Below are 19,653 nucleotides of genomic sequence, written 5' to 3' on the forward strand. Positions count from 1 at the left end.
AGGGGAGGACGATATGGACGCTCACGCGGCGCAGGCCGAGGCAATGGAAACCGGGACCGCGGGCATGACCGGGACCGGGGAGCAGTTCGAGCCCACCATCGTGGCCTTTGTCTGCAACTGGTGCACCTACACCGCCGCCGACCTGGCGGGAACCTCGCGCATGATCCAGAAGCCGAATCTGCGGCTGGTGCGGATGATGTGCACGGGCATGGTGGATCCCAAATACGTCATCAAGGCGCTGCTTTCCGGCGCGGACGCCGTGCTCATCAGCGGCTGCCACCCCGGCGACTGCCACTACATCAACGGCAACTACAAAGCCCGCAGGCGGGTCAAGCTGCTCAAGGAGATCCTGCCGCAGTTCGGCGTGGACACCCGGCGCCTGCGCCTGACCTGGGTCGGGGCCAGCGAGGGCAACGAATTCGCGGCCACCGTGAATTCGCTGGTGGAGGAAATTCGTGAGCTGGGGCCCATCGAAAGCCGCAGCCTCAGGGCGATCTAGGCAGGGGGAGAAAGAAGATGACCACGACGGCGAAGCTCGAAGTGCAAAACAACGATCCCGTGGCCGCGTTGCAGCGGATGATGCGCAAGATGCTGGAATCGGGGGGGGTGGGCGGCGTGCTCGCCCCGCTGCATCTCGGCGGAGGAATGCCCATGCCCAGCCTGGTCACGGACCCGGACGAGCTGGTCCGGGCCGACCCGCTGGCTCCGGCCTTTCCCATGAACGGGGCCAAGATGCTCGCCCGGCTGACCAGGGGGCACGGCGACGAACGCATCGCCGCGGTGATGCGGCCCTGCGAGGTCCGGGCCTTTGTGGAACTCTGCAAGCTCAACCAGGGCAGCCTGGACGACGTGCTGCTCGTCTCCGTGGACTGCCTCGGCGCATACGGCAACACGGACTACCTCCGCTTCAAGGGCGAGGACGACCCGATCCAGAGCACCCTGGGCTTTCTCGGCAAGGTCGGGGGGAGCAAGGAAACCGCGCGCGGCGGGTACGACGTGGCCGGGGCCTGCCGGGTCTGCGAACACCCCGCGACCCAGATGGCCGACGTGAGCGTGGGCCTGGCGGGCGTGAACCTGACCGAGGCCCTGCCCGTGATGGCCAACACGGCGCGGGGCGAGGCCCTGCTGGCCTCGCTGGGCCTGGAGGACTGGGAACCGCAGCCCGCCAGGACAGAGGCCCTGGGCAGGCTCGTGGAAAAGCGCACGGCCGAGCGCGACGCCATGTTCGAGCGCACGGCCGCGGCCACGGGCAGCCTGGGCGACCTGGCCGAATACCTTTCCAGCTGCGTGAATTGCTACAACTGCCGGGTGGCCTGCCCGGTCTGCTACTGCCGGGAGTGCGTCTTCGTCACGGACGTGTTCGACCACAAGCCCTGGCAATACCTCGGCTGGGCCAAGCAGAAGGGCATGCTCAAGATGCCCACGGACACGGTCTTCTACCACCTGACCCGCATGGCCCACATGAGCACCGCCTGCGTGGGCTGCGGCCAGTGTTCCAACGCCTGCCCCAACGACGTGCCCGTGATGGAGCTGTTCCGCACGGTGGCGGCGCGCACGCAGCAGGGCTTCGGCTACGAGCCGGGCCGGAGCATGGACGACGCCCCGCCCCTCTCGGTGTTCAAGGAAAACGAGTTCAACGAGGTCGTCTCGCACATGGCCTAGGCTGCAATGGAGGACGCGATGCGCAAGGAATACGGAGCATTGGTGGTCGGAGCCGGCATCGGCGGCATCCGCGCGGCCCTGGATCTGGCCGTGTCCGGGCACAAGGTCGCCCTGGTGGACCGCAGGCCCAACCACGGCGGCATCCTGACCCAGCTCGACCATCAATTTCCCAGCGACAACTGCGGCATGTGCAAGATGCTGCCGCTCATGGCCCGGGACTCCTCCAGCCAGTACTGCCTGCGCAAGGGGTTGTTCCACGACAATATCGACATCTGGCTGAACACGGAGCTGACCGCGCTGGAAGGCGACCCCGGCCAGTTCCAGGCCACCCTGACCCGGCGTTCGCCCCTGGTGGACCCGCAGAAGTGCATCAGTTGCGGCGCGTGCGCCGCGGTCTGCCCGGTGCGGGTGCCCAGCGAATTCAACGCCGGGCTGTCCCAGCGCAGCGCCGTGTACCTGCCCGTGCCCCACGCCATTCCCAACCACTACGTGGTGGACCTGGACAACTGCGCGCGCTGCTGGAAGTGCTTCGAGGCCTGCCCCACGGGGGCCATCGACTTCAAGCTCGACGAGCGCGGGGGCTTCCGCATTCTCGCCGTGGTGCCGGACGCCACGGATTCCCAGCTGCTCCTGAACCTGCTCGACCAGGCCGGGTTCCCGGCCCTCTTCGCCCGGGACCAGGACAAGGCCCTGGACATGCTCGCGGACGGCGAACCCGCCGGGCTGCTGCTCCTGGACATGGCCCTGGGCGAGAGCGGGGTGGAGCGGGTGCTCAGCCGGGCCGCCGAGCTGCGGCCGGAGATGCCCGTGGTGCTGCTGGCCGGACCGGACGAGGCGGAAAAGGCCGTCGAGCTGGTGGAGCAGTCCGCGAGCGCGCCTCCGGGCGCGGCCACGGGCAAGAACGCCCGCGAGTGGATCGCGAAGCCCATCGAGGAAGGCACCTTCGTGCCCTGGCTGGACAAGCTCTACGTGCGCCTGGCCTCGGACGAGACCCTGACCTTCGACGTGGGCGCGGTGATCCTGGCGGGCGGTTTCGACTGCCACGATCCCGGCCCGAAGAACGACGTGCTCGGCTACGGCAACTATCCCGGCATCGTCACCGCCGTGGAGTTCGAGCGCATGCTCTCCTCCTCCGGGCCGACAGGCGGCAAGGTCGTCCGGCCCGACGGCGCGCCCGTGCGCCGCATCGCCTGGCTCCAGTGCGTGGGTTCCCGCGATCTCAAGAAGGGCGTGAACTATTGCAGCTCCATCTGCTGCATGTTCTCCATCAAGGAGGCGCTGCTGGCCCGGAAGGCGTTGGGCGAGGGCACCGAGGCCACGATCTTCTACATGGACATGCGCACCTTCGGAAAGGATTTCCAGCGCTACCGCGACCGGGCCGAGAGCGAGCAGGGCGTGCGCTTCGTGCGCAGCCGTCCGCACTCGATCATTCCGGCCGAGGGCGGCGGCCTGAGCGTGGGCTGGTTCGGGGACGACGGCGTCCAGCACGAGGAGTCCTTCGACATGGTCGTGCTGGCCGTGGGGGCCAAGCCCCCGAAGGGCGTGGACAAGCTGGCCCGCGCCGCCGGAGTGGAGCTGAACGAGCACGGCTTCGTGGCCACCCGGCCCCTGGCCCCGGCCCGCACCAGCCGCCACGGCGTGTTCGCGGCGGGCGCGTTTTCCGCCCCGCGCGACATCGCGGAATCCGTGATCATGGCCGGAGCCGCGGCCCAGGGCGCGGCAAGGCTGATCAAGATCCACGACGTGCTCGCCGGGCTGCACGAGGAGGCCGCGCCGGAGTACCCGGACGTGTCCCGCGAGGAACCGCGCGTGCTCGTGGCGGTCTGCTCCTCCTGCCCGACCCTGGAACAGCGCCTGGATCTGGAGCGGCTTTTCGGCAGGCTGGAAGCCCTGCATTCCGTGGTCAGCGTGGCCCGCGTGGGCTCCTCCTGCACGGCGGAAGGCTGGGGCGAGGTCGAGCGGCTGGCCCGCGAGCTGAAGCCCAACCGCATCCTCATCGGCGCGTGTATGCCCTACGCCTACGTGCCCCGGCTCCGCGAGCTGGGCCGCGCCGTGGGCCTGAACCCGGCGCTCATGGACGTGGTGGACATCTACACCCCGACTTTCCCCGGCGGCGTGGACGACAAGCGGCGCATGGAGCGGGAGATCTACGCCGTGCTGGCCACGGCCGTGGCCCGGCTGGAAGGCGCGGACCCGGTTCCCCCGCCCGTGACGGTGAACGTGACCAAGGCCGCCCTCGTGGTCGGGGGCGGGGTCGCGGGCATGACCGCTGCCGCGGCCATCGCGGACCACGGCTTCGAGGTCTGCCTCGTGGAAAAGGAGGAGCAGCTCGGCGGCATGTCCATGCGGCTGTACTCCACCCTGGAGGGCGCGGACCCGCGTAAGCACATGGAAGATCTCGTCACCCAGGTGGAGAAGCATCCCAACGTCAAGGTCTTCAAGGATACGCGGGTGGCCCTTTCCGAGGGCAGCGCGGGCCGTTTCCGCACCGCGCTGTTCACCCCGCGCGGCCCGGTCACCTTCGAGCACGGCGTGACCCTTCTGGCCACGGGCGGCAGCGAGGCCAAGGTCTACGACTACGGCTTCAAGGTCCACAAGTCCGTGATGACCCAGCTGCGCCTGGAAGAGGCCCTGGCCACGGGAACCCTGGACGTCACGGAGCTGAAGCGCGTGGTCATGATCCAGTGCTGGCGCTCGCGCGAGGAGGAGCGGAACTATTGCAGCCGGGTCTGCTGCTCCCAGGCGCTCAAGAACGTGCTGGCCCTCAAGGCCCGCAATCCCAAGCTGGAGATCGTGGTCTTCTACCGGGACATCATGGCCTACGGATTCAAGGAGGCCTACTACACCGAGGCGCGCAGGGCCGGGGCCATCTTCGTGCGCTACGACCCGGAGCGCAAACCCGCGGTCGCGTTCGTGGAAGGCAAGCCCGTGGTCACGGCCCCGGACCCGATTCTCGGCCGGGACGTGGAGCTCGGCGCGGACCTGCTGGTGCTGTCCAGCGGGGTCGAGCCGGCCGAGGTGGACGACCTCGTGGAGATCTTCGGGGTCGAAACCAACCAGGACGGCTTCTTCCAGGAGGCCGAGTCCAAGTGGCGGCCCGTGGACTTCCTCAAGCAGGGCGTGTTCCTCTGCGGGCTGGCGCATTCGCCCATGAACATGGGCGAGGCCGTGGCCTCGGCCCAGGCCGCTGCCCAGCGCGCGCTGCGCATCCTCAGCGCGGAGACCATCGCCCGCGAGAGCGTGGTGGCCCAGGTGCGCGACTCGCTCTGCTCGCTGTGCCAGCGCTGCGTGGAGGCCTGCCCCTACGGCGCGCGCAGCGTGGACCTGGAACACGGGCGCATCCTGGTGGACGAAATCCTCTGCCAGGGCTGCGGCGCGTGCGCCGCGGTCTGCCCGAACTCGGCCACGGTCCTTTCCGGATACCACGACGCGCCTGTCATGGCGCTCATCGACGCGGCCCTGGAGCAGCCCTTCGGCCCGGCCAAGGGCTATTCCGCCGCCGCAAAGGAGCAGCACTGATGAACGCGAAGCATGCCGATCCCGCGGCGGAGATCCGCGAGCACATGGCCGCCTGCATGCAGTGCGGCACCTGCTCGGCCTCCTGCCCCAACGCGGCGTTCATGGACGTGAGCCCGCGCAGGCTCTGGCGGCTGGCCCAGCTGAACCGCATGGACCTGGTCGCGGCCAGCCGGACCTTCTGGATGTGCAGCGCCTGCTACATGTGCACGCTGCGCTGCCCGCGCGGGCTGCCCACCACCGAGACCATGTACGCGCTCAAGCGGCTGGCCGCGCGGACGGACGCCCCCGGAGCCAGGTCGCGCCAGGCCTTTTACCGCGCCTTTGCCGAAAATCTGGAGCATTGGGGCCGGGTGCAGGAGGGCGCGCTCATGAACACCTATCTGCGGCGCAAGGCCAACCCGCTGCTGGCGCTGTCCTTCGCGCCCCTGGGCTGGAAGCTGCTGCGCCGGGGCAAGATGCACCTGCCGCGCGGCGGGCACAAGGGACGGCTCGGCCCGCTGCTGAACAAGGTCCGCGAAATGGAGGCCCGGCCATGAAGTACGCCTACTATCCCGGCTGCTCGCTGACTTCGAGCGCGGTGGAATACGACATGAGCACCCGCGCGGTGCTCGCGGCCCTGGGGGCCGAGGTGGAGGAGATTCCGGACTGGACCTGCTGCGGGGCCGGCTCGGCGGAAAACGTGGGGCGGCTCATGTCCCTGGCCCTGCCGGCGCGCAATCTGGCCCTGGCCGAGCGCGACCTTCCGGGCCTGGAGATTCTGGCGCCGTGCAGCTCCTGCTACCTGAACCTGCGCCGGGCGCACGAGCAGGCCCGCTCCAGCAGGGCCGTCGCCGCCGAGCTGGGCGAGGCCCTGGACGCCGAGGGGCTGACCCTCACTGCCCAGGCTCCGGTGCGCCACCTGCTGGACGTGCTCGCGAACGACATCGGCCCGGAGCGGATCAAGGCGGCCTGCACGCGCGACCTCACGGGCCTGGCCATAGCGCCGTACTACGGCTGCCAGGCGCTCAGGCCCTATGCGGACTTCGACGATCCGAACAGGCCCGCGAGCATGGACGGGCTGATCCGGGCGCTGGGCGCGGAGCCGCTGGACTGGGACATGGGCGCGCGCTGCTGCGGGGCCTCGCTGATGGTCACGCACAAGGAGGCCGCGCTGGAGGCCGTTGGGGCGATCCTCGGCGCGGTGCGCGGGGCCCACGCCGTGGTCACGGTCTGCCCCATGTGCCAGATGAACCTGGAAGCCTACCAGGGCGAGGCCCTGGCCCGCATCGGCGGCGGGGAGCGCGTCAGCGTGCTCTACCTGCCGCAGCTCATCGGCCTGGGCCTGGGGCTGGATCAGAAGGAGCTGGGCATGGGCAAGAATCTGGCGCTGACGGAACGTCTGCGCGCCAAGCTGCGACGGGTGGACATGCCCATGGCGGCGCACGCGGAGCAGGGCAGGGGCGGAGAGGAAGACATTCAAACACCCGGAACAGGAGGGTGAGATCATGTTCAAGGACATCGTAGTCGGAGTGACTCCGAGCGGAGTGGACGAGTGTGCCGTGGAAGCCGCCATCGGTTTCGCGCAGCGTTTCGAGGCCAAGCTCTACATGGTGCACGTGGCGGGCATGGACAGCAGCTGGGGCGACATGCGTCACCTGGAGCCGTCCGGCGAGACCGAGCGGGTCAAGGGGCGCATCCTGGAGCATTACGCCGAGAAGCTCAAGGGCGTGGAGCAGCTCCAGGTGCACGTGGTGCCGGGAATTCCCCACGCCGAGATCCTGCGCCTGGCCCGCAAGGTCAATTCGGATCTGATCATCATGGGCCCGCACACCAAGGAACACGCCGAGAAGCGTTCGGCCATGTGGGGCATGGCGGGCAGCACCCTGGAGCGCGTGAGCCAGAAGGCCCGCTGTCCGGTGATGATCGTGACCCGCGCCACCCCCTACGGCGAGCACAAGTTCGAGAAGATCCTCGTGGCCACGGACTTCTCCGAGCAGGCCGAATGCGCCGTGAACTACGGCGGCCAGCTCGTGCGCCAGTACAAGGCCGCCATGACCCTGCTGCACGTGGTCAACACGGACGGGCTGGCCGGGCAGATGCCCGACGAGGAGCTCAAGCGGCTGGTGGCCCAGAACCGCGAACGCATGGAAGAGGAGTACGCCGACCGGCTCAAGGGAGTGGCCAGTTGCGAGTACGAGTGCGTCGCGGGCAAGCCCGCCATGGACATCCTCAAGGCCGCGCGGCTCACGGGCGCGGACCTGATCCTCATGGCCCACCATTCCAAGGAGATCGATCCGGAAAAGGCCTTCCTGGGCTCCACCGTGACCCAGGTGGCCCTGAACGCGACCTGCCCGACCATGAGCGTGAACCGCCACTTCGATTTGCGCTGCGGGCTGATGTACGAGCAGGACGGATCCGTGACCGCGGAACGGGCCGCGGCCGCCGCGGGCTGATGAACACCTGCGGACGGGAGGACGGGACCGCGAGTCCCGCCCTCCCCCATCCGCGCCCGGAATGCCGCTTGGACACGGAAGCGGAAGGAGTGAATCGATGCAGGAAGCCACGCAGAGCGCCACCGGGACCATCCCGCCCCTGATTCCCGGCGAGAGCGGATTTTTGAGCAGGGTCAAGGACATCCTGCCCCAGGGCGGCAACCTCTCCATGTGCCTGACCTGCGGGCTTTGCGCGTCGGGCTGTCCGGCGGCGGGGCTGCACGGCATGGACCCGCGCAAGTTCCTGCGGCTTTGCGCCTGGGGCCAGGACGAGGAGGCCACCACGACCCCGTGGGTCTGGATGTGCACCATGTGCTACCGCTGCGTGCACGCCTGCCCCATGGAGGTGAACATCCCGCAGCTGGTCTACGAGGCGCGCGCCTCCTGGCCCAGGGAGAAGAAGCCCAAGGGCATCGTGGGATCCTGCGACCAGGGCCTGCGCACCGAGGGGGCCAGCGCCGTGGGCATCTCTAGCGAGGATTTCGCCTTCGTGGTCGGGGACGTGCTGGAGGAGGTCCGCGAGGACCAGCCGGACTGGGCGGAGCTGAAGGCTCCCATCGACAAGGCCGGGGCGTATTTCTTCGTGAACCAGAACTCGCGCGAGCCGGTCAAGGAGCCGGAGGAGATGGTGCCGCTCTGGAAGATCCTGCATCTGGCCGGAGCGGACTGGACCTACGGCAGCCACGGCTGGGGCGCGGAGAACTACTGCATGTTCGCGGCAGAGGACGAGAACTGGAAGGCCGTGCTCGAAAAGCAGGTGCGCGGGGTGCGCGAGCTGGGCTGCAAGTCCTGGATCAACATCGAATGCGGGCATTCCTTCTATTCGGTCTGGGCCGGGTTGCAGCGCTTCCACATCGACCTGGACATCGAGTTCGACCACATCGTGCGCTGGTACGCGCGCTGGATCCGCGAGGGCAGGCTGAACCCCAGCAGCGACTGGAACCGCGAGCTGGGGCTGACCTTCACGGTGCAGGATCCCTGCATGGCCGTGCGCAAGTCCATGGGCATGGCCTTTGCCGAGGATCTGCGCTTCGTGGTCCGGCGCTGCGTGGGCGAGGAGCACTTCGTGGACATGGTCCCCAACGGGGTCAACAACTATTGCTGCGGCGGGGGCGGAGGATTCCTGCAGGCCGGGCTCAAGGAGGCCCGCCGGCGCTACGGCCAGGTCAAGGCCCGGCAGATATTGGCCACGGGCGCGCAGTACGTGGTCACGCCCTGCCACAACTGCCACGCGCAGATCGAGGATCTGTCCGAGGCCTGCGAGGGCGGCTGGCACACGGTCAATCTCTGGACCATGCTCTGCCTCAGCCTGGGCGTTCTGGGAGAAAACGAGCGGGCCTACCTCGGACCGGAGCTGGCCCGGGTGGGGCTGGGGGAAACCGCGGCCATAAAGGGGGAAGACCATGCCTGAAGCGACGATGAACACGTCCGGGGACAAGCCGCTGGTGGTGCCCGGCGAGAGCCGGTTCCTGAACCGGGTCAAGGAGCTGCTGCCCCAGGGGGGCAACCTCTCCATGTGCCTGACCTGCGGGCTTTGCGCGTCCGGCTGCCCGGCCTCCGGGCTGCACGACATGGACCCGCGCAAGTTCCTGCGGCTCTGCGCCTGGGGCCAGGACGAGGAGGTGACCACGACCCCGTGGGTCTGGATGTGCACCATGTGCCAGCGCTGCATCTACGCCTGTCCCATGCACATCGACATTCCCCGGCTGGTCTACGAGGCGCGGGCCGCCTGGCCGCGCGAGTCGCGGCCCAAGGGCATTCTCGGCTCCTGCGAGCAGGCCCTGAAGACCGAGGGCAACTCGGCCATGGGCGCGCGCAGCGAGGACTTCCAGTTCGTGGTCGAGGATATCCTGGAGGAGGTCCGCGAGGAGCAGCCCGACTGGGCCGACCTGGCCGTGAGCTTCAACCGGGAGGGCGCGGAATACTTCCTGAACCAGAACTCGCGCGAGCCCGTGACCGAGCCGGACGAAATGATTCCGCTCTGGAAGATTCTGCACACCGTGGGCGCGGACTGGACCTACTCCACGCGCGGCTGGGCCGCGGAGAACTACTGCATGTTCCTGGCGGACGACGCCTCCTGGGAGGCCGTGGTCCGCAACAAGGTCGAGGCCGTGGAGGCGCTGGGCTGCCGATATTGGCTGAACACGGAGTGAGGGCACGAACTCTTCGCAATCCGGTCCGGATTGCAAAAGTTCGGGATCAAGCCCAAGTTCGAGATCGAAAGCATCATCCGGCTCTACGCGCGCTGGATTCGGGAGGGCAAGCTCAAGGTCAGCTCCGACTGGAACAAGGATCTCGGCGTGACCTTCACGGTCCAGGATCCCTGCCAGCTCGTGCGCAAGGGCTACGGCGACCCCGTGGCCGACGACCTGCGCTTCGTGGTCAAGTCCGTCGTGGGCGAGGAGCACTTCATCGACATGGCCCCGAACAGGTCCAACAACTATTGCTGCGGCGGGGGCGGCGGGTATCTCCAGTCCGGGTTCACGGACGAGCGCCGCAAGTACGGCGACCGCAAGCTGCGGCAGATTCTGGAAACCAAGGCGGATTACTGCATCGCGCCCTGCCACAACTGCCACTCCCAGATTCACGACCTCTCGGAGCACTCCGGGCGGCATTTCCCTGTGGTCCACCTCTGGACCCTGATCTGCCTGTCCATGGGCTGTCTGGGTGAAAACGAGCGCGGCTATCTCGGCGACGACCTGGCCGAGGTCGGGCTGTAGAACGGCTCCCCTGTGCGTCCAAGGGCCGGTTCTTCGGAACCGGCCCTTTTCGTGCTCGGTTTTCCGGCGGGGATGAGCATTTTTTTTCGCGCATGTGTACGGGGGGTTGCCTTCATCCGGGAAATCAAGCAGGGTGTGAACGCCGTTTCAGAGGGGGCGGGGCGCTTCCCTTGGCGGCGATATTGCTGTATCGCCGTTTTTCGAAACGCCGGACTTCTTTTCCGCTGCACAGCCGTTCCTGGCGATGCGGTGGCTTTTTTTGTGTGTTCTCCAACAATCTTCGGAGCTGTTTTGCGTAATCTTGTCTCGATTGCGGTTCTTGCCGCTGTCCTGGTCTTTTTCGTTTGTTCCTCTCCGGCCCAGGCGCAGGAAACGATCCAGGTCTCCTTCAACCCCTATCCGCCCGCGGTCACGGTGGACGCCGACGGCAATCCCCAGGGCTACGACATCCGCCTGCTGGAACTGCTCGCCGAGCGTCTCGGCCTGCGGATCGAATACCACCATTATCCGTTTTCGCGCGGCCTGCGGCTCATGGAAACCGGCGAGATCGATCTGATGATCGGCGTGCTGCGCCGTCCGGAGCGGGAAAAATATCTCTTTTTCGTGCAGCCGCCCTACCAGAAGAGCGTGTCCACGGCGTTCTACGTGCGCAAGGGCGAGGAAGGGCGCATCCGCCGCCACGAGGATCTTTACGGCCTGAGGATCGGCACGGGCATCGACGTGCGCTACTATCCCCGCTTCGATGCGGATGCCCGCCTGGACAAGGACGCGGTGCGCGCCGGATTGATGAACTTCAAGCGTCTGATCGCGGGCCGCGTGGACGCGGTGGCCATGAACGAGGAGGTGGGCGACTACCGCGTCGCCGCCGACGGCTTCCAGGCCGAGATCGGCAAGGCCGAGTACGTGCACGTGGAATCGCAGGAGGTGCACGTGGTCCTTTCCAAAAAGTCGCGGTTCGCTCCACGCCTGGAGGAGTTCAACAAGGTCATGGCCGAACTGCTGGCCGAGGGAGCCCGCCAACGGCTCAAGGCCGAGTACCTTCGGGAGCAGCCGCCGGATGGGGATTAGGCGAGTGTTGCGCGGCGGGCTCCTCTCTGCCGCGCCGGGCCAGGGCCTGGTACTGGCACCCGGCGAGCAGGAAGAGCAGGCCGCTCGCATACGGGGAGAAGGCCTCCTCCTGGAAGAGGGAATTGACGAGGATGACCACCAGCGCGAGAATGAAGACGTATTCGCGCAGCGCTCCGCCCGCCGTTTCCAGAAGGCGGTGCAGCTCGACGGCGACCCTCCTGTAGAAGGCCACGAAGACCCCGGCGAAGACCCCCACCTGATAGAGCAGCACTCCCAGTCCGCTTTCCAGGGCGAAGTCCGCCCTGCCCAGATCCTGCCAGGCGGACCAGCCCGGCATCCCGAACTTCTTGATGAGCATGTATTGCTGGGACAGGTTTCCCCCCAGGCCGAGGCCGTTCCCCAGCGGATGCTGCGGGAACATCTTCAGGGAGGTGGTCAGTCCGATGACGTGCCAGTCCTTGACGGCGGTGCCGTAGATCACCGCCGCGACCACGTATCCCGCCAGCAGGGCGAAGGAGAGCGGGAAGTGGCGCTGGCCGAGCGCGCGCCTGCACCCCACGAGCGCGAAGGCGAAGAAGGTGGTGATGATCGCGCCCTTGACCCCCGTGACCACGGCCAGGAGCAGCACCAGCGCGGCCAGGGCATGGCGCCGCAGGTAGACCGCGATGAGGGCCAGCAGCGAGAGCAGGTAGCTCTGGCTGACGTGGTGCATGACGGTCCCAAGCAGCCGTCTGGAATAGATGTCGTGGATTCCCGGCAGGTTCATGAAGCGGAAATGCAGCCACTGCGAAACGTCCGTGCCGAATTCCCAGTCCACGTATTTGACCTTCAGGAACTCGTAGGAGGAGCTGAACTCGTACCAGGCGTTGTCCAGCAGCAGCTCCAGCAGGCAGATGAACAGGGAGACGAGCAGGAGCCGGTAGAGAATCCGGACGAGATACTCGAAAGGATGCTTCTCCCCGAAGAGCGCGCCGATGCAGAAGAGGAAGATTCCGTTGGCGTAGTAGCGGAAGTAGGAAGCCGCGGAGGAGAAGGAGGAACGCGAGGTTCCGATGGCGCCGTAGACGCAGAGGATCGCCAGCGTGGCCAGGATGTAGAGCAGGGTTTTCCGGTCCAGGATGCCCTTGAGCGCGACCACGGCCAGGGAAAGGGTTCCGATGATGGCGATGATGGCGAAATGCACGCCCTGGAGCAGGGTCAGGTCCGCCTTGGTCGAGATGAACGGCGAGAGGAAGGTATAGAGCAGGTTCTGGAAGATGATGCAGATCAGCAGGAAGATGACGGAGGAGGTCAGGTTGACGAAGAAGAGCATGGTCACGGCGAAGCAGGTCACGGCGATGCCGAGCGGGCCGGAAAAGATGTTCACGGCCGTGAACGCGGTGATCAGCAGGCCGCAGAAGGCCATGAGCGCAGCGATGTTGACGGAGACGGTTCTTTGCATCCTTCCTGCCCCGGCCTTGGAGCCGTGCGTTTCTTTCCGGGAATCCCGGCCTATCGGCAGCGCGTGCGCTTGCGCGCCTGCCTGTTGGAGATGAACAGCAGCGCGAGCGTCCCGAAATATGCGGCCGCGCCCGCCGCGACCAGCAGCCCGAGCCGGACGGCTCCTCCGCCTCCGGGCAGCGCCTGAATCGTGGCGTACATGGCCCCGGCCGCCAGGAGATAGGCCGCGGTCCTGCGCAGGTCGAGCCGCAGCCCCAGGCGCGCGCCCAGAAATGCGAAGCTGATGCCCAGGCCCAGGGCGTGCATCGCGATGGTGGAGAGGGCCGCGCCCAGCCCGGCCCAGCGGCTGATGAACAGGGGCTTGCAGACCAGGGCCACGAGCACCAGGACCAGGAACGCCTTGAAGAATTCCCTGGGTTTTTTCTGGATCAGGAAACGGATGTCCACATACTGGGACTTGAGCTGTTCCAGGAACGAGCTGACCGCCACCAGGGAGATCAGCGACGCGCCGAAGGCCGCGAATTCCGGTCCGAGCAGCACGAAGCAGATTTCCCTGCGCAGGGCCACGATGCCGAAGAACATGGGGATGGAAAACAGCAGGAGCTGGTCGAGGTTGAGGTTGAGCTGCTCGTTGGAGCGGTCCAGCCCGTGCTTGCGGAAGGCGTTGATGGCCAGGGGAAAGCCCACGAGCTGCACCGAGACGAAGATGACGTTCATGGAGAAGCGGGTCAGGTCGTGGACGGCGGAGAAGAGCCCGTTGGCCTGCTCGCCGTGGAAGTAGATCAGCAGCGACCTGTCCAGCCAGATGATGAAGAAGGTGAAGACCACCCCGCAGGACATGGGAAAGGTCAGCAGAAAGATGTGGCGGATCGCCGTGCCGGAAATGCCGCGCAGCACCTCGCGCGGCCGCCAGTGGCGGAAGATCGAGATCGCCGCGATGGCCGCCAGGGAGCCGAACAGCCCGACCAGGGCTCCTGCCACGCCGTAGCCCCAGTAGACCAGCAGCGTGCCCAGGAGAAGACCGAGCAGGGACTTGGTCAGGTTCATGGCGCTGTATTCCAGCGGGCGGATCGAGGCCCGCAGGAGTTCGAGATGCGTTTCGAACCAGGCGTGCAGCATCAGCAGCAGGGGAATCAGCAGCAGGGTCGGCAGGGAATAGTCCCCCAGGGAGACCAGGCAGATGGGCGCGGTGTAGGCCAGGGAGATCAGGCTGGAGAGGACGAAGGCCTTGGCCGCGATGCGCTTGACCTTGCGGTTTCCGGCTCCCTTCAGGGAAAAGCGCAGCAGCGCGATGCGGATCCAGTGGTAGAAGAGGGCGTTGCCGAAGAAGATCACGGCCACGATGAAGGTGTAGCGGCCGTATTCCTCCGGGCTCAGCAGCCGGGTGTAGAAGACGATGAGCAGAAGGCCGCACGCCGAGGGCAGGGCGCGTCCCAGGAAATAGAGAAGAAAGTTTCTGTGCATGCTCTCGGCTTGTTCCCTGCGGCTGCCCTGCCTGTTCGATTTTTGTTCCGTGCCTGCGGCGGTTTTGCCCGGCCGGGCCAAGGCCGGTTCATTGCGCCCTGAACCAATGCCTCAGCGAGCGCACCAGCCACTCGTGCTCCGCCGCCTCTGTCAGCTCCGCTCTTTCCCGGTCCGTTCGGACCAGCGCGGGAAGCATGTTCCTGTGGTCCCGCCAGATTCCCAGATCCTTCCATTCCTCGGACCCGGCGGCCGCGCGCCGGAGATAGGCGAAGGCCGCGGCGTGGTAGCGCCGCTTGTCTTCCTCGAAGTAGGCCCGCTCCTCCAGGGCGTAGTTGGCCAGGGCCAGGGAGAAGAATATCTGCGGATTGCGCGGGGCCAGCATCAGCACCGTGTCCAGATAATGCTCCGCGGCCTTGTATTCCTCATAGAGCAGGTCCGGGGCGTTGATGGCGCAGAGGTAGAGATAGAACCAGTTCTCCTCGTTGCTCGGCTGGAGCCGGGCCGCCTGCTTGAAGTATCCTGCGGCGGTGCGCAGGGTGAAGGCGTCCAGGCGCGGGTCGCCCGACGCGGCGAAGAGGTAGAGCTTGCCCAGTTCGCGGATGCGGTTCGGGTTTCCGGGTTCGACCTCCAGGGAGCGGGTCAGGCGCTCCTTGGGCAGCACGGCCAGGGGTCTGGTCATGTTTTCCCGCACGGGGTGGAGCGTCTCCGCCCGCAGCCGAAGATCGGCCTGCCAGGCGCAGACCGAGGCCAGGGCCAGCAGCCCGAGGGCCAAGCCCGGCTGGAGTAGCGCGCGTCCCCGCCGGGCGCTGCGGCCTTGGTCCGGCGCGGTTTCCTCCGCGCTCTGGAGCGGAGCCGTGAGAAAGAGCAGGGGCAGCGCGCAGACCGCCGCGAAGCAGAAGAGGTTCGCCGGGACGTGGAAGTTGAAGTCCACGAGGTTGTGCAGGGCGATGCTCACGAAAAAGAAGGACACGGCCCTGGCCATGCCCCGGTTCAAGGCGCGGCTGGGCATGTCCCAGGACCGGAAGCACGCGGCGATGAGCGCCGCGCTGAGGGCGGCGGCCAGGAGAAGGCCGGGCAGACCGAGTTCGATGCCGATCTGAAGCCAGTCGTTGTGCGTGTAGAAGAGGTTCGTCAGCCCTGCGAATTTTGGCATGGCCACGGCGGAATACGCTTCGTTGAAGTTGCCCAGGCCCACGCCCGTGAGCGGGTTGTCTCGGAGCAGCGGCAGGCTGGAGCTGAAGATGTCCAGGCGCATCTTCAGCTCCTCGAAGCTGACGAAGCGTTGCAGGACGTGGCTCGTGCCGATGAAGGCCAGGGCCAGCAGCACCGGGATGGAGCCGAGGAGCGCGAACCGCGTGACCCGGATGCGGGAGCGGGCGGCCGCGCCCGCCAGGGCCAGGACGGCTCCGGCCAGGAGCGCGCTGATCATGCCGCCCCTGGAACCCGTCAGAAAGAGGGTCGTGATGAGCAGGACGGGAACCAGGAATCCGGCGTCGGCTTGCAGCCGCACCACCAGCGGCACGCCGTTTCGCGAGCGGGCGCGGGCCTTGTGCCGGACGCGGCCCCGCAGCCAGACGGCAAGGGCCAGGGAAACCGGGATGCAGAGTTCCAGGAACCCCGCGAGATGGTTCCGGTTCAGGTATGTTCCGGTGACGAAGCCGGGATGCAGGGTGTTTTCCCACCACCAGATGCTCTGTCGCGGACCGAAGGTCTGGTAGGTGCCGTAAAAGCATTGGAAGAGGCCCATGGCCACGATGCAGAAGGCCAGGGTCCGGACGCGCTCGGTGGTGCGCAGCGTGGCGCAGGCGATGAAGAAGAGAAACAGCGCCGGAGCGTATTTGACGATGTCGTCCAGCGTGCGTTGCGGGTCGATGGAAAGAGGAATCCAGCCGGGCCCGTCCGTGACGCCGTTGAGCGTCAGCAGATCCCAGCGGGCTGCCCCGGCAGGGGAGAGCGCCCGGACCAGCCAGGGCGGAAGGGGCACGAGCTGGAGCAGCGGCAGAAGGCCGAAGAGCAGGAGCAGCACGGCCAGCCTGGCGGGCACGACGACGGGCCGGAAGACGACGGCTCTTTCGTCGGGCAGCCGCGCTATCCAGCAGCGCGAGGCGAACAGGACCAGCAGAAGCGCGGCGCAGCCGATGGAGGTGGGCGTCTGCGCGTTCAGGTAGACGCCGCCGAAGGCCAGCTGGTTGAATGCCAGGATGGCGAGCATTCCGTAAAACAGCAGAGAGTCGGCGAGAACGAGCGGCAGCGGCGGGCGCGGCGCGGCGACGTGTCTGCGGGTTCGGCGCGGGGCGGACATCGTGTCTGGACCCTGCTCAGACCGCAAGACGGATCGGGCTGCCCGCGGCCTTGGCGGGCGCGCCGCGGTTCTGCGGCAGCTCCTCGCCCAGGAGCACGGCCAGGGGGTTGTCGCGGACGAGCAGGCAGGCTTCCTCCTCGCTTTTCAGGAGCGCGGCGGCTTCGTTCACGGCCCGGAGCAGCTCCGGCGGCCTGCCGTCCCGCGAGTGGGCGTCCGAGGCGAGCAGGTGGACCATGCGCCTGCGCAGCAGGGACTGGGCGCATTTCCTGGCCGGTCGGCCGAACTGGCCGCAAAGGCTGGAGGCCGTGACCTGGACCAGCGCGCCGAGATCCACCAGGGTCCGGAGCGCCTCCGGATTGCGCTGGACCTCGTGATAGCGTTCGGGATGCGCGATGACGATGCGCGCGCCGAGCAGGCGCAGCTCGAAGAAGAGCGCGTCGAAGCCCTGAGGAATCCCGAAAACGGGGAATTCGACCAGCACGTAATTGGTGTCGTTGATCGTGGACAGCCCGCCTTCGCGGAAAAGGAGCGGCAGCTCCGTGCAGGCGTGGTTTTCCGCGCCGGGCAGCACCGTGATGCGGATGCCTTCGGCGTCGAGCCGTGCGTTCAGCTCCCGGACGCGCTCGCCCACGGCCTCCCTGCTGATGCCGTAGATGCCGTCGAAGCAGTGCGGCGTGGCCACCATGGTGGTGATGCCGTCCGCTTCGGCCCGGCGGCACATGTCCAGGCTCTCCTCCATGTCGGAGGGGCCGTCGTCCACGCCGGGAAGGATATGCGAATGCAGGTCTATCATGCCGTCAAATTCGTGTGATGTAGTGTGTCTTCTTTGGTCCGCCACGTTCCGTATCCCCGGAGGAGTCTCCGTAGTAATAATAGTAGTAGTGGTTGTAGTAGTAGTCGCCTTGCGTCTGATCCACGTTGTTTAGGACCGCTCCGAGAATGTTGGCTCCGGATTCGCGGATTTTTTCTATGGCGTTTCGCGCTGGGCCGCGCCTGGTCTCAAACGCGTGGCAGACCAGGATGACCCCGTCCGCCTGGGCGGCGAGGATCACGGCATCGGCCACTGCCGTGACCGGGGGCGTGTCGATGATGATCCTGTCGTAGCGCTGGCGCACGTATTCGATGAACTGGGCCATGCGCGGGGAGCTGAGCAGCTCCGTCGGGTTCGGGGGAATCGGCCCTGCCGGGCAGAAGAAGAGGTTTTCCTGCTCCGTGGCGAAGCTGACGGTCTTCTGCCCCTGGATGTTGGTCAGGATGTTCGTCAGCCCCTGGGGGGCCTGCTGCTGGAAGAATCGGTGCAGCCTCGGCTTGCGCATGTCGCAGTCGATGAGCAGGGTGCGCGCGCCCGTCTGGGCGAAGGTGGCCGCGAGGTTCGCCGAGGTGGTGGACTTGCCTTCGCCGGGCGAGGAGCTGGAAACCTGGATGACCTTGGGCGCGACCTCGGCCTTGGAGAAGAGGATGCTCGTGCGCAGGCCCCGGTAGGCTTCGCTGCATACGGATCGCGGTTCCGTGATGGTGATCAGCGGTTCCGGACCGTCGAGCAGGGGATCGATCTCGAAGGCGGGGATGTGTCCCAGGAAGGGGATCTTGAGCACGTCCTTGACGTCGTCCGGGGTCTTCAATGTGTCGTCGAGATATTCGGCGAAAAATGCGAGCCCCACGCCGAGGGAGAGGCCGAAAATCAGGCCCAGGGCCATGTTCAGGAGTTTCTTGGGCCGGTGGATTTCCTGGGGAACCTCGGCCTTGTCCACGATGCGGATGTTGCCGGTGTTCATGCTCTCTTCGAGCGAGGCCTCCTTGAAGCGCTTGATGAGCAGGTCGTGCATTTCCTCGGCGGTCTTCACCTCGCGCTTGAGCGCGTTGTACTCGGTGGAGAGCTTGTTCAGCCCCAAGGCGGCCATCTTCTGCTTGTCCAGCGCCTCGATGAGCGAGCGTTCGCGGGCGAGGGCCGCGTCGTATTCGCTCTTCAGCGAGGCGACCACCTGCTGCGCTTCCAGACGCATCCGCGAGCGCAGATTGCTCAGCTCGGCCTTGATGGCCTTGATCTGGGGATGGTTCGGCCCCTTTTTCTGTGAGAGTTCCGAAAGAGTCTTGACCAGCTCGACTTCGCTTTCCTTGATGGACTGGATGAAGTCGTTGTTCAGCACTTCGGGAATGGCTTCGATGGGCGTGCCCTTTTCGAGCGCCAGCCGGGTCTGCTCGTAGCGGGTCTGGGCTTCGACGCGCAGGCCCTGGACCTCGATGACCTGGGTGTTGATCTCCGCGAGCTTCTGGGCCGTGACGTTTTCCTCGTCCTCGGTGAAGTCGGTGATGATGTCGTGCTTTTCGCGGAAGGCCTGAAAGCGTTTCTGGGCCTCGTCCACCTTGTCGCGTTCTTCCTGGATGCGCTGGTTCAGCCAGTTCACGGCGTCGTTGACCGCTTCGAGCTGCACGCCGAGGTTATGGTCGATGTAGGCCCGGGCAAAGGCGTTGGCGATGTCCGCCGCGGCCTTGGGATCCTTGGCCACGAAGCCGATGTCCACGATGCGGCTGTTGCGGATCGGGGACACGTCCAGGTTGTCCTCCATGGCTTCCAGCAGGTCTTCTTCCACCCGCGCGAGCCTGGCCGCTGTCTTTTCCGCCTCGGTCATGCTGAAGTTGAAGAAATCCCTGATCTTGGAGAAGTCCACGAGCTTGTCCGGAAAGAACTCCTCGCTGTGGTAGAGGTCGAGCTGCCGGGCCACCTGCCGGGCCACGGACCGGCTGCGGATGATCTCGTACTGGGTCTGGTAGTAGTCGCTCGAACTTCCTTCCACGGACATGATCTCCTCGAAGGAGACCACGTTGGGGTTGTCCTTCTCGATGACGATGCGCGTCACGGCCTTGTAGACCGGGGTCATGGCGAAGGAGAGGAAGGTCACGACGACCACGACGAAGAGCGTGGTGATCGCGATGAGCCTGCGGCGTTTCCGCAGGACGAGGAAATGCTCAAGAATATTGAAATCGTTGAATACTTCTGTGCTCATGG

14 protein-coding genes are annotated in these 19,653 nt (G+C 66.5%); 9 read left to right on the top strand and 5 right to left on the bottom strand.

Translation table 11 applies throughout. The annotated features are described in order from the left end of the window. Window positions 1-64 precede the first annotated feature (64 nt). The 9 genes from G452_RS0106830 to G452_RS18495 all read left to right on the top strand — a co-directional run bounded on the left by G452_RS0106830 (window position 65) and on the right by G452_RS18495 (window position 11,440). Window positions 65-499 (top strand): hydrogenase iron-sulfur subunit, encoded by a 435-nt coding sequence (locus G452_RS0106830; protein ID WP_027189086.1) that lies wholly within the window; start codon window positions 65-67, stop codon window positions 497-499. A 17-nt stretch (window positions 500-516) separates the two neighbouring features. Next, entirely contained in the window at window positions 517-1,662 is a 1,146-nt protein-coding gene (locus G452_RS0106835; protein WP_022661521.1) for a 4Fe-4S dicluster domain-containing protein, read from the top strand. Between the two features lie 18 nt (window positions 1,663-1,680). Next, window positions 1,681-5,181, top strand: a complete 3,501-nt coding sequence (locus tag G452_RS18480; protein WP_022661522.1) for an FAD-dependent oxidoreductase — start codon at window positions 1,681-1,683, stop codon at window positions 5,179-5,181. Next, window positions 5,181-5,717, top strand: a complete 537-nt coding sequence (locus G452_RS0106845; protein WP_022661523.1) for a 4Fe-4S dicluster domain-containing protein — start codon at window positions 5,181-5,183, stop codon at window positions 5,715-5,717. The genes G452_RS18480 and G452_RS0106845 overlap by 1 nt, the downstream gene beginning before the upstream one ends. Then, entirely contained in the window at window positions 5,714-6,661 is a 948-nt protein-coding gene (locus G452_RS18485; RefSeq protein ID WP_022661524.1) for a CoB--CoM heterodisulfide reductase iron-sulfur subunit B family protein, read from the top strand. Before G452_RS0106845 ends, G452_RS18485 begins: the two co-directional genes overlap by 4 nt. A 4-nt stretch (window positions 6,662-6,665) precedes the next feature. Continuing rightward, window positions 6,666-7,613, top strand: coding sequence for a universal stress protein (locus G452_RS0106855; RefSeq protein WP_022661525.1), 948 nt, complete (start codon window positions 6,666-6,668; stop codon window positions 7,611-7,613). 97 nt (window positions 7,614-7,710) lie between these two features. Then, window positions 7,711-9,063 (top strand): (Fe-S)-binding protein, encoded by a 1,353-nt coding sequence (locus tag G452_RS18490; RefSeq protein ID WP_022661526.1) that lies wholly within the window; start codon window positions 7,711-7,713, stop codon window positions 9,061-9,063. A gap of 7 nt (window positions 9,064-9,070) precedes the next feature. Next, complete coding sequence (locus G452_RS21080; RefSeq protein ID WP_081650519.1) at window positions 9,071-10,372, top strand: (Fe-S)-binding protein; 1,302 nt, start codon at window positions 9,071-9,073, stop codon at window positions 10,370-10,372. A 291-nt stretch (window positions 10,373-10,663) separates the two neighbouring features. Beyond that, window positions 10,664-11,440 carry a substrate-binding periplasmic protein gene (locus G452_RS18495; RefSeq protein ID WP_022661527.1) on the top strand — a complete coding sequence of 259 codons (777 nt, stop codon included), beginning with the start codon at window positions 10,664-10,666 and terminating at the stop codon, window positions 11,438-11,440. Here G452_RS18495 and G452_RS0106880 read toward each other — a convergent pair. The 5 genes from G452_RS0106880 to G452_RS0106900 all read right to left on the bottom strand — a co-directional run bounded on the left by G452_RS0106880 (window position 11,397) and on the right by G452_RS0106900 (window position 19,651). Next, window positions 11,397-12,881, bottom strand: coding sequence for a hypothetical protein (locus G452_RS0106880; RefSeq protein WP_022661528.1), 1,485 nt, complete (start codon window positions 12,879-12,881; stop codon window positions 11,397-11,399). The genes G452_RS18495 and G452_RS0106880 overlap by 44 nt on opposite strands. Before the next feature lie 50 nt (window positions 12,882-12,931). Next, window positions 12,932-14,344, bottom strand: a complete 1,413-nt coding sequence (locus tag G452_RS0106885; protein ID WP_155887579.1) for a lipopolysaccharide biosynthesis protein — start codon at window positions 14,342-14,344, stop codon at window positions 12,932-12,934. An 88-nt stretch (window positions 14,345-14,432) separates the two neighbouring features. Further along, entirely contained in the window at window positions 14,433-16,646 is a 2,214-nt protein-coding gene (locus G452_RS0106890; protein WP_022661530.1) for an O-antigen ligase family protein, read from the bottom strand. 16 nt (window positions 16,647-16,662) lie between these two features. After that, a complete protein-coding gene (locus tag G452_RS18500) occupies window positions 16,663-17,439 on the bottom strand; it encodes a tyrosine-protein phosphatase (protein WP_022661531.1) in 777 nt (258 codons plus the stop codon). A gap of 4 nt (window positions 17,440-17,443) precedes the next feature. Further along, window positions 17,444-19,651 (bottom strand): GumC family protein, encoded by a 2,208-nt coding sequence (locus G452_RS0106900; RefSeq protein ID WP_022661532.1) that lies wholly within the window; start codon window positions 19,649-19,651, stop codon window positions 17,444-17,446. Window positions 19,652-19,653 lie beyond the last annotated feature (2 nt).

The organism is Paucidesulfovibrio longus DSM 6739 (assembly GCF_000420485.1).
Taxonomy (GTDB): domain Bacteria; phylum Desulfobacterota; class Desulfovibrionia; order Desulfovibrionales; family Desulfovibrionaceae; genus Paucidesulfovibrio; species Paucidesulfovibrio longus.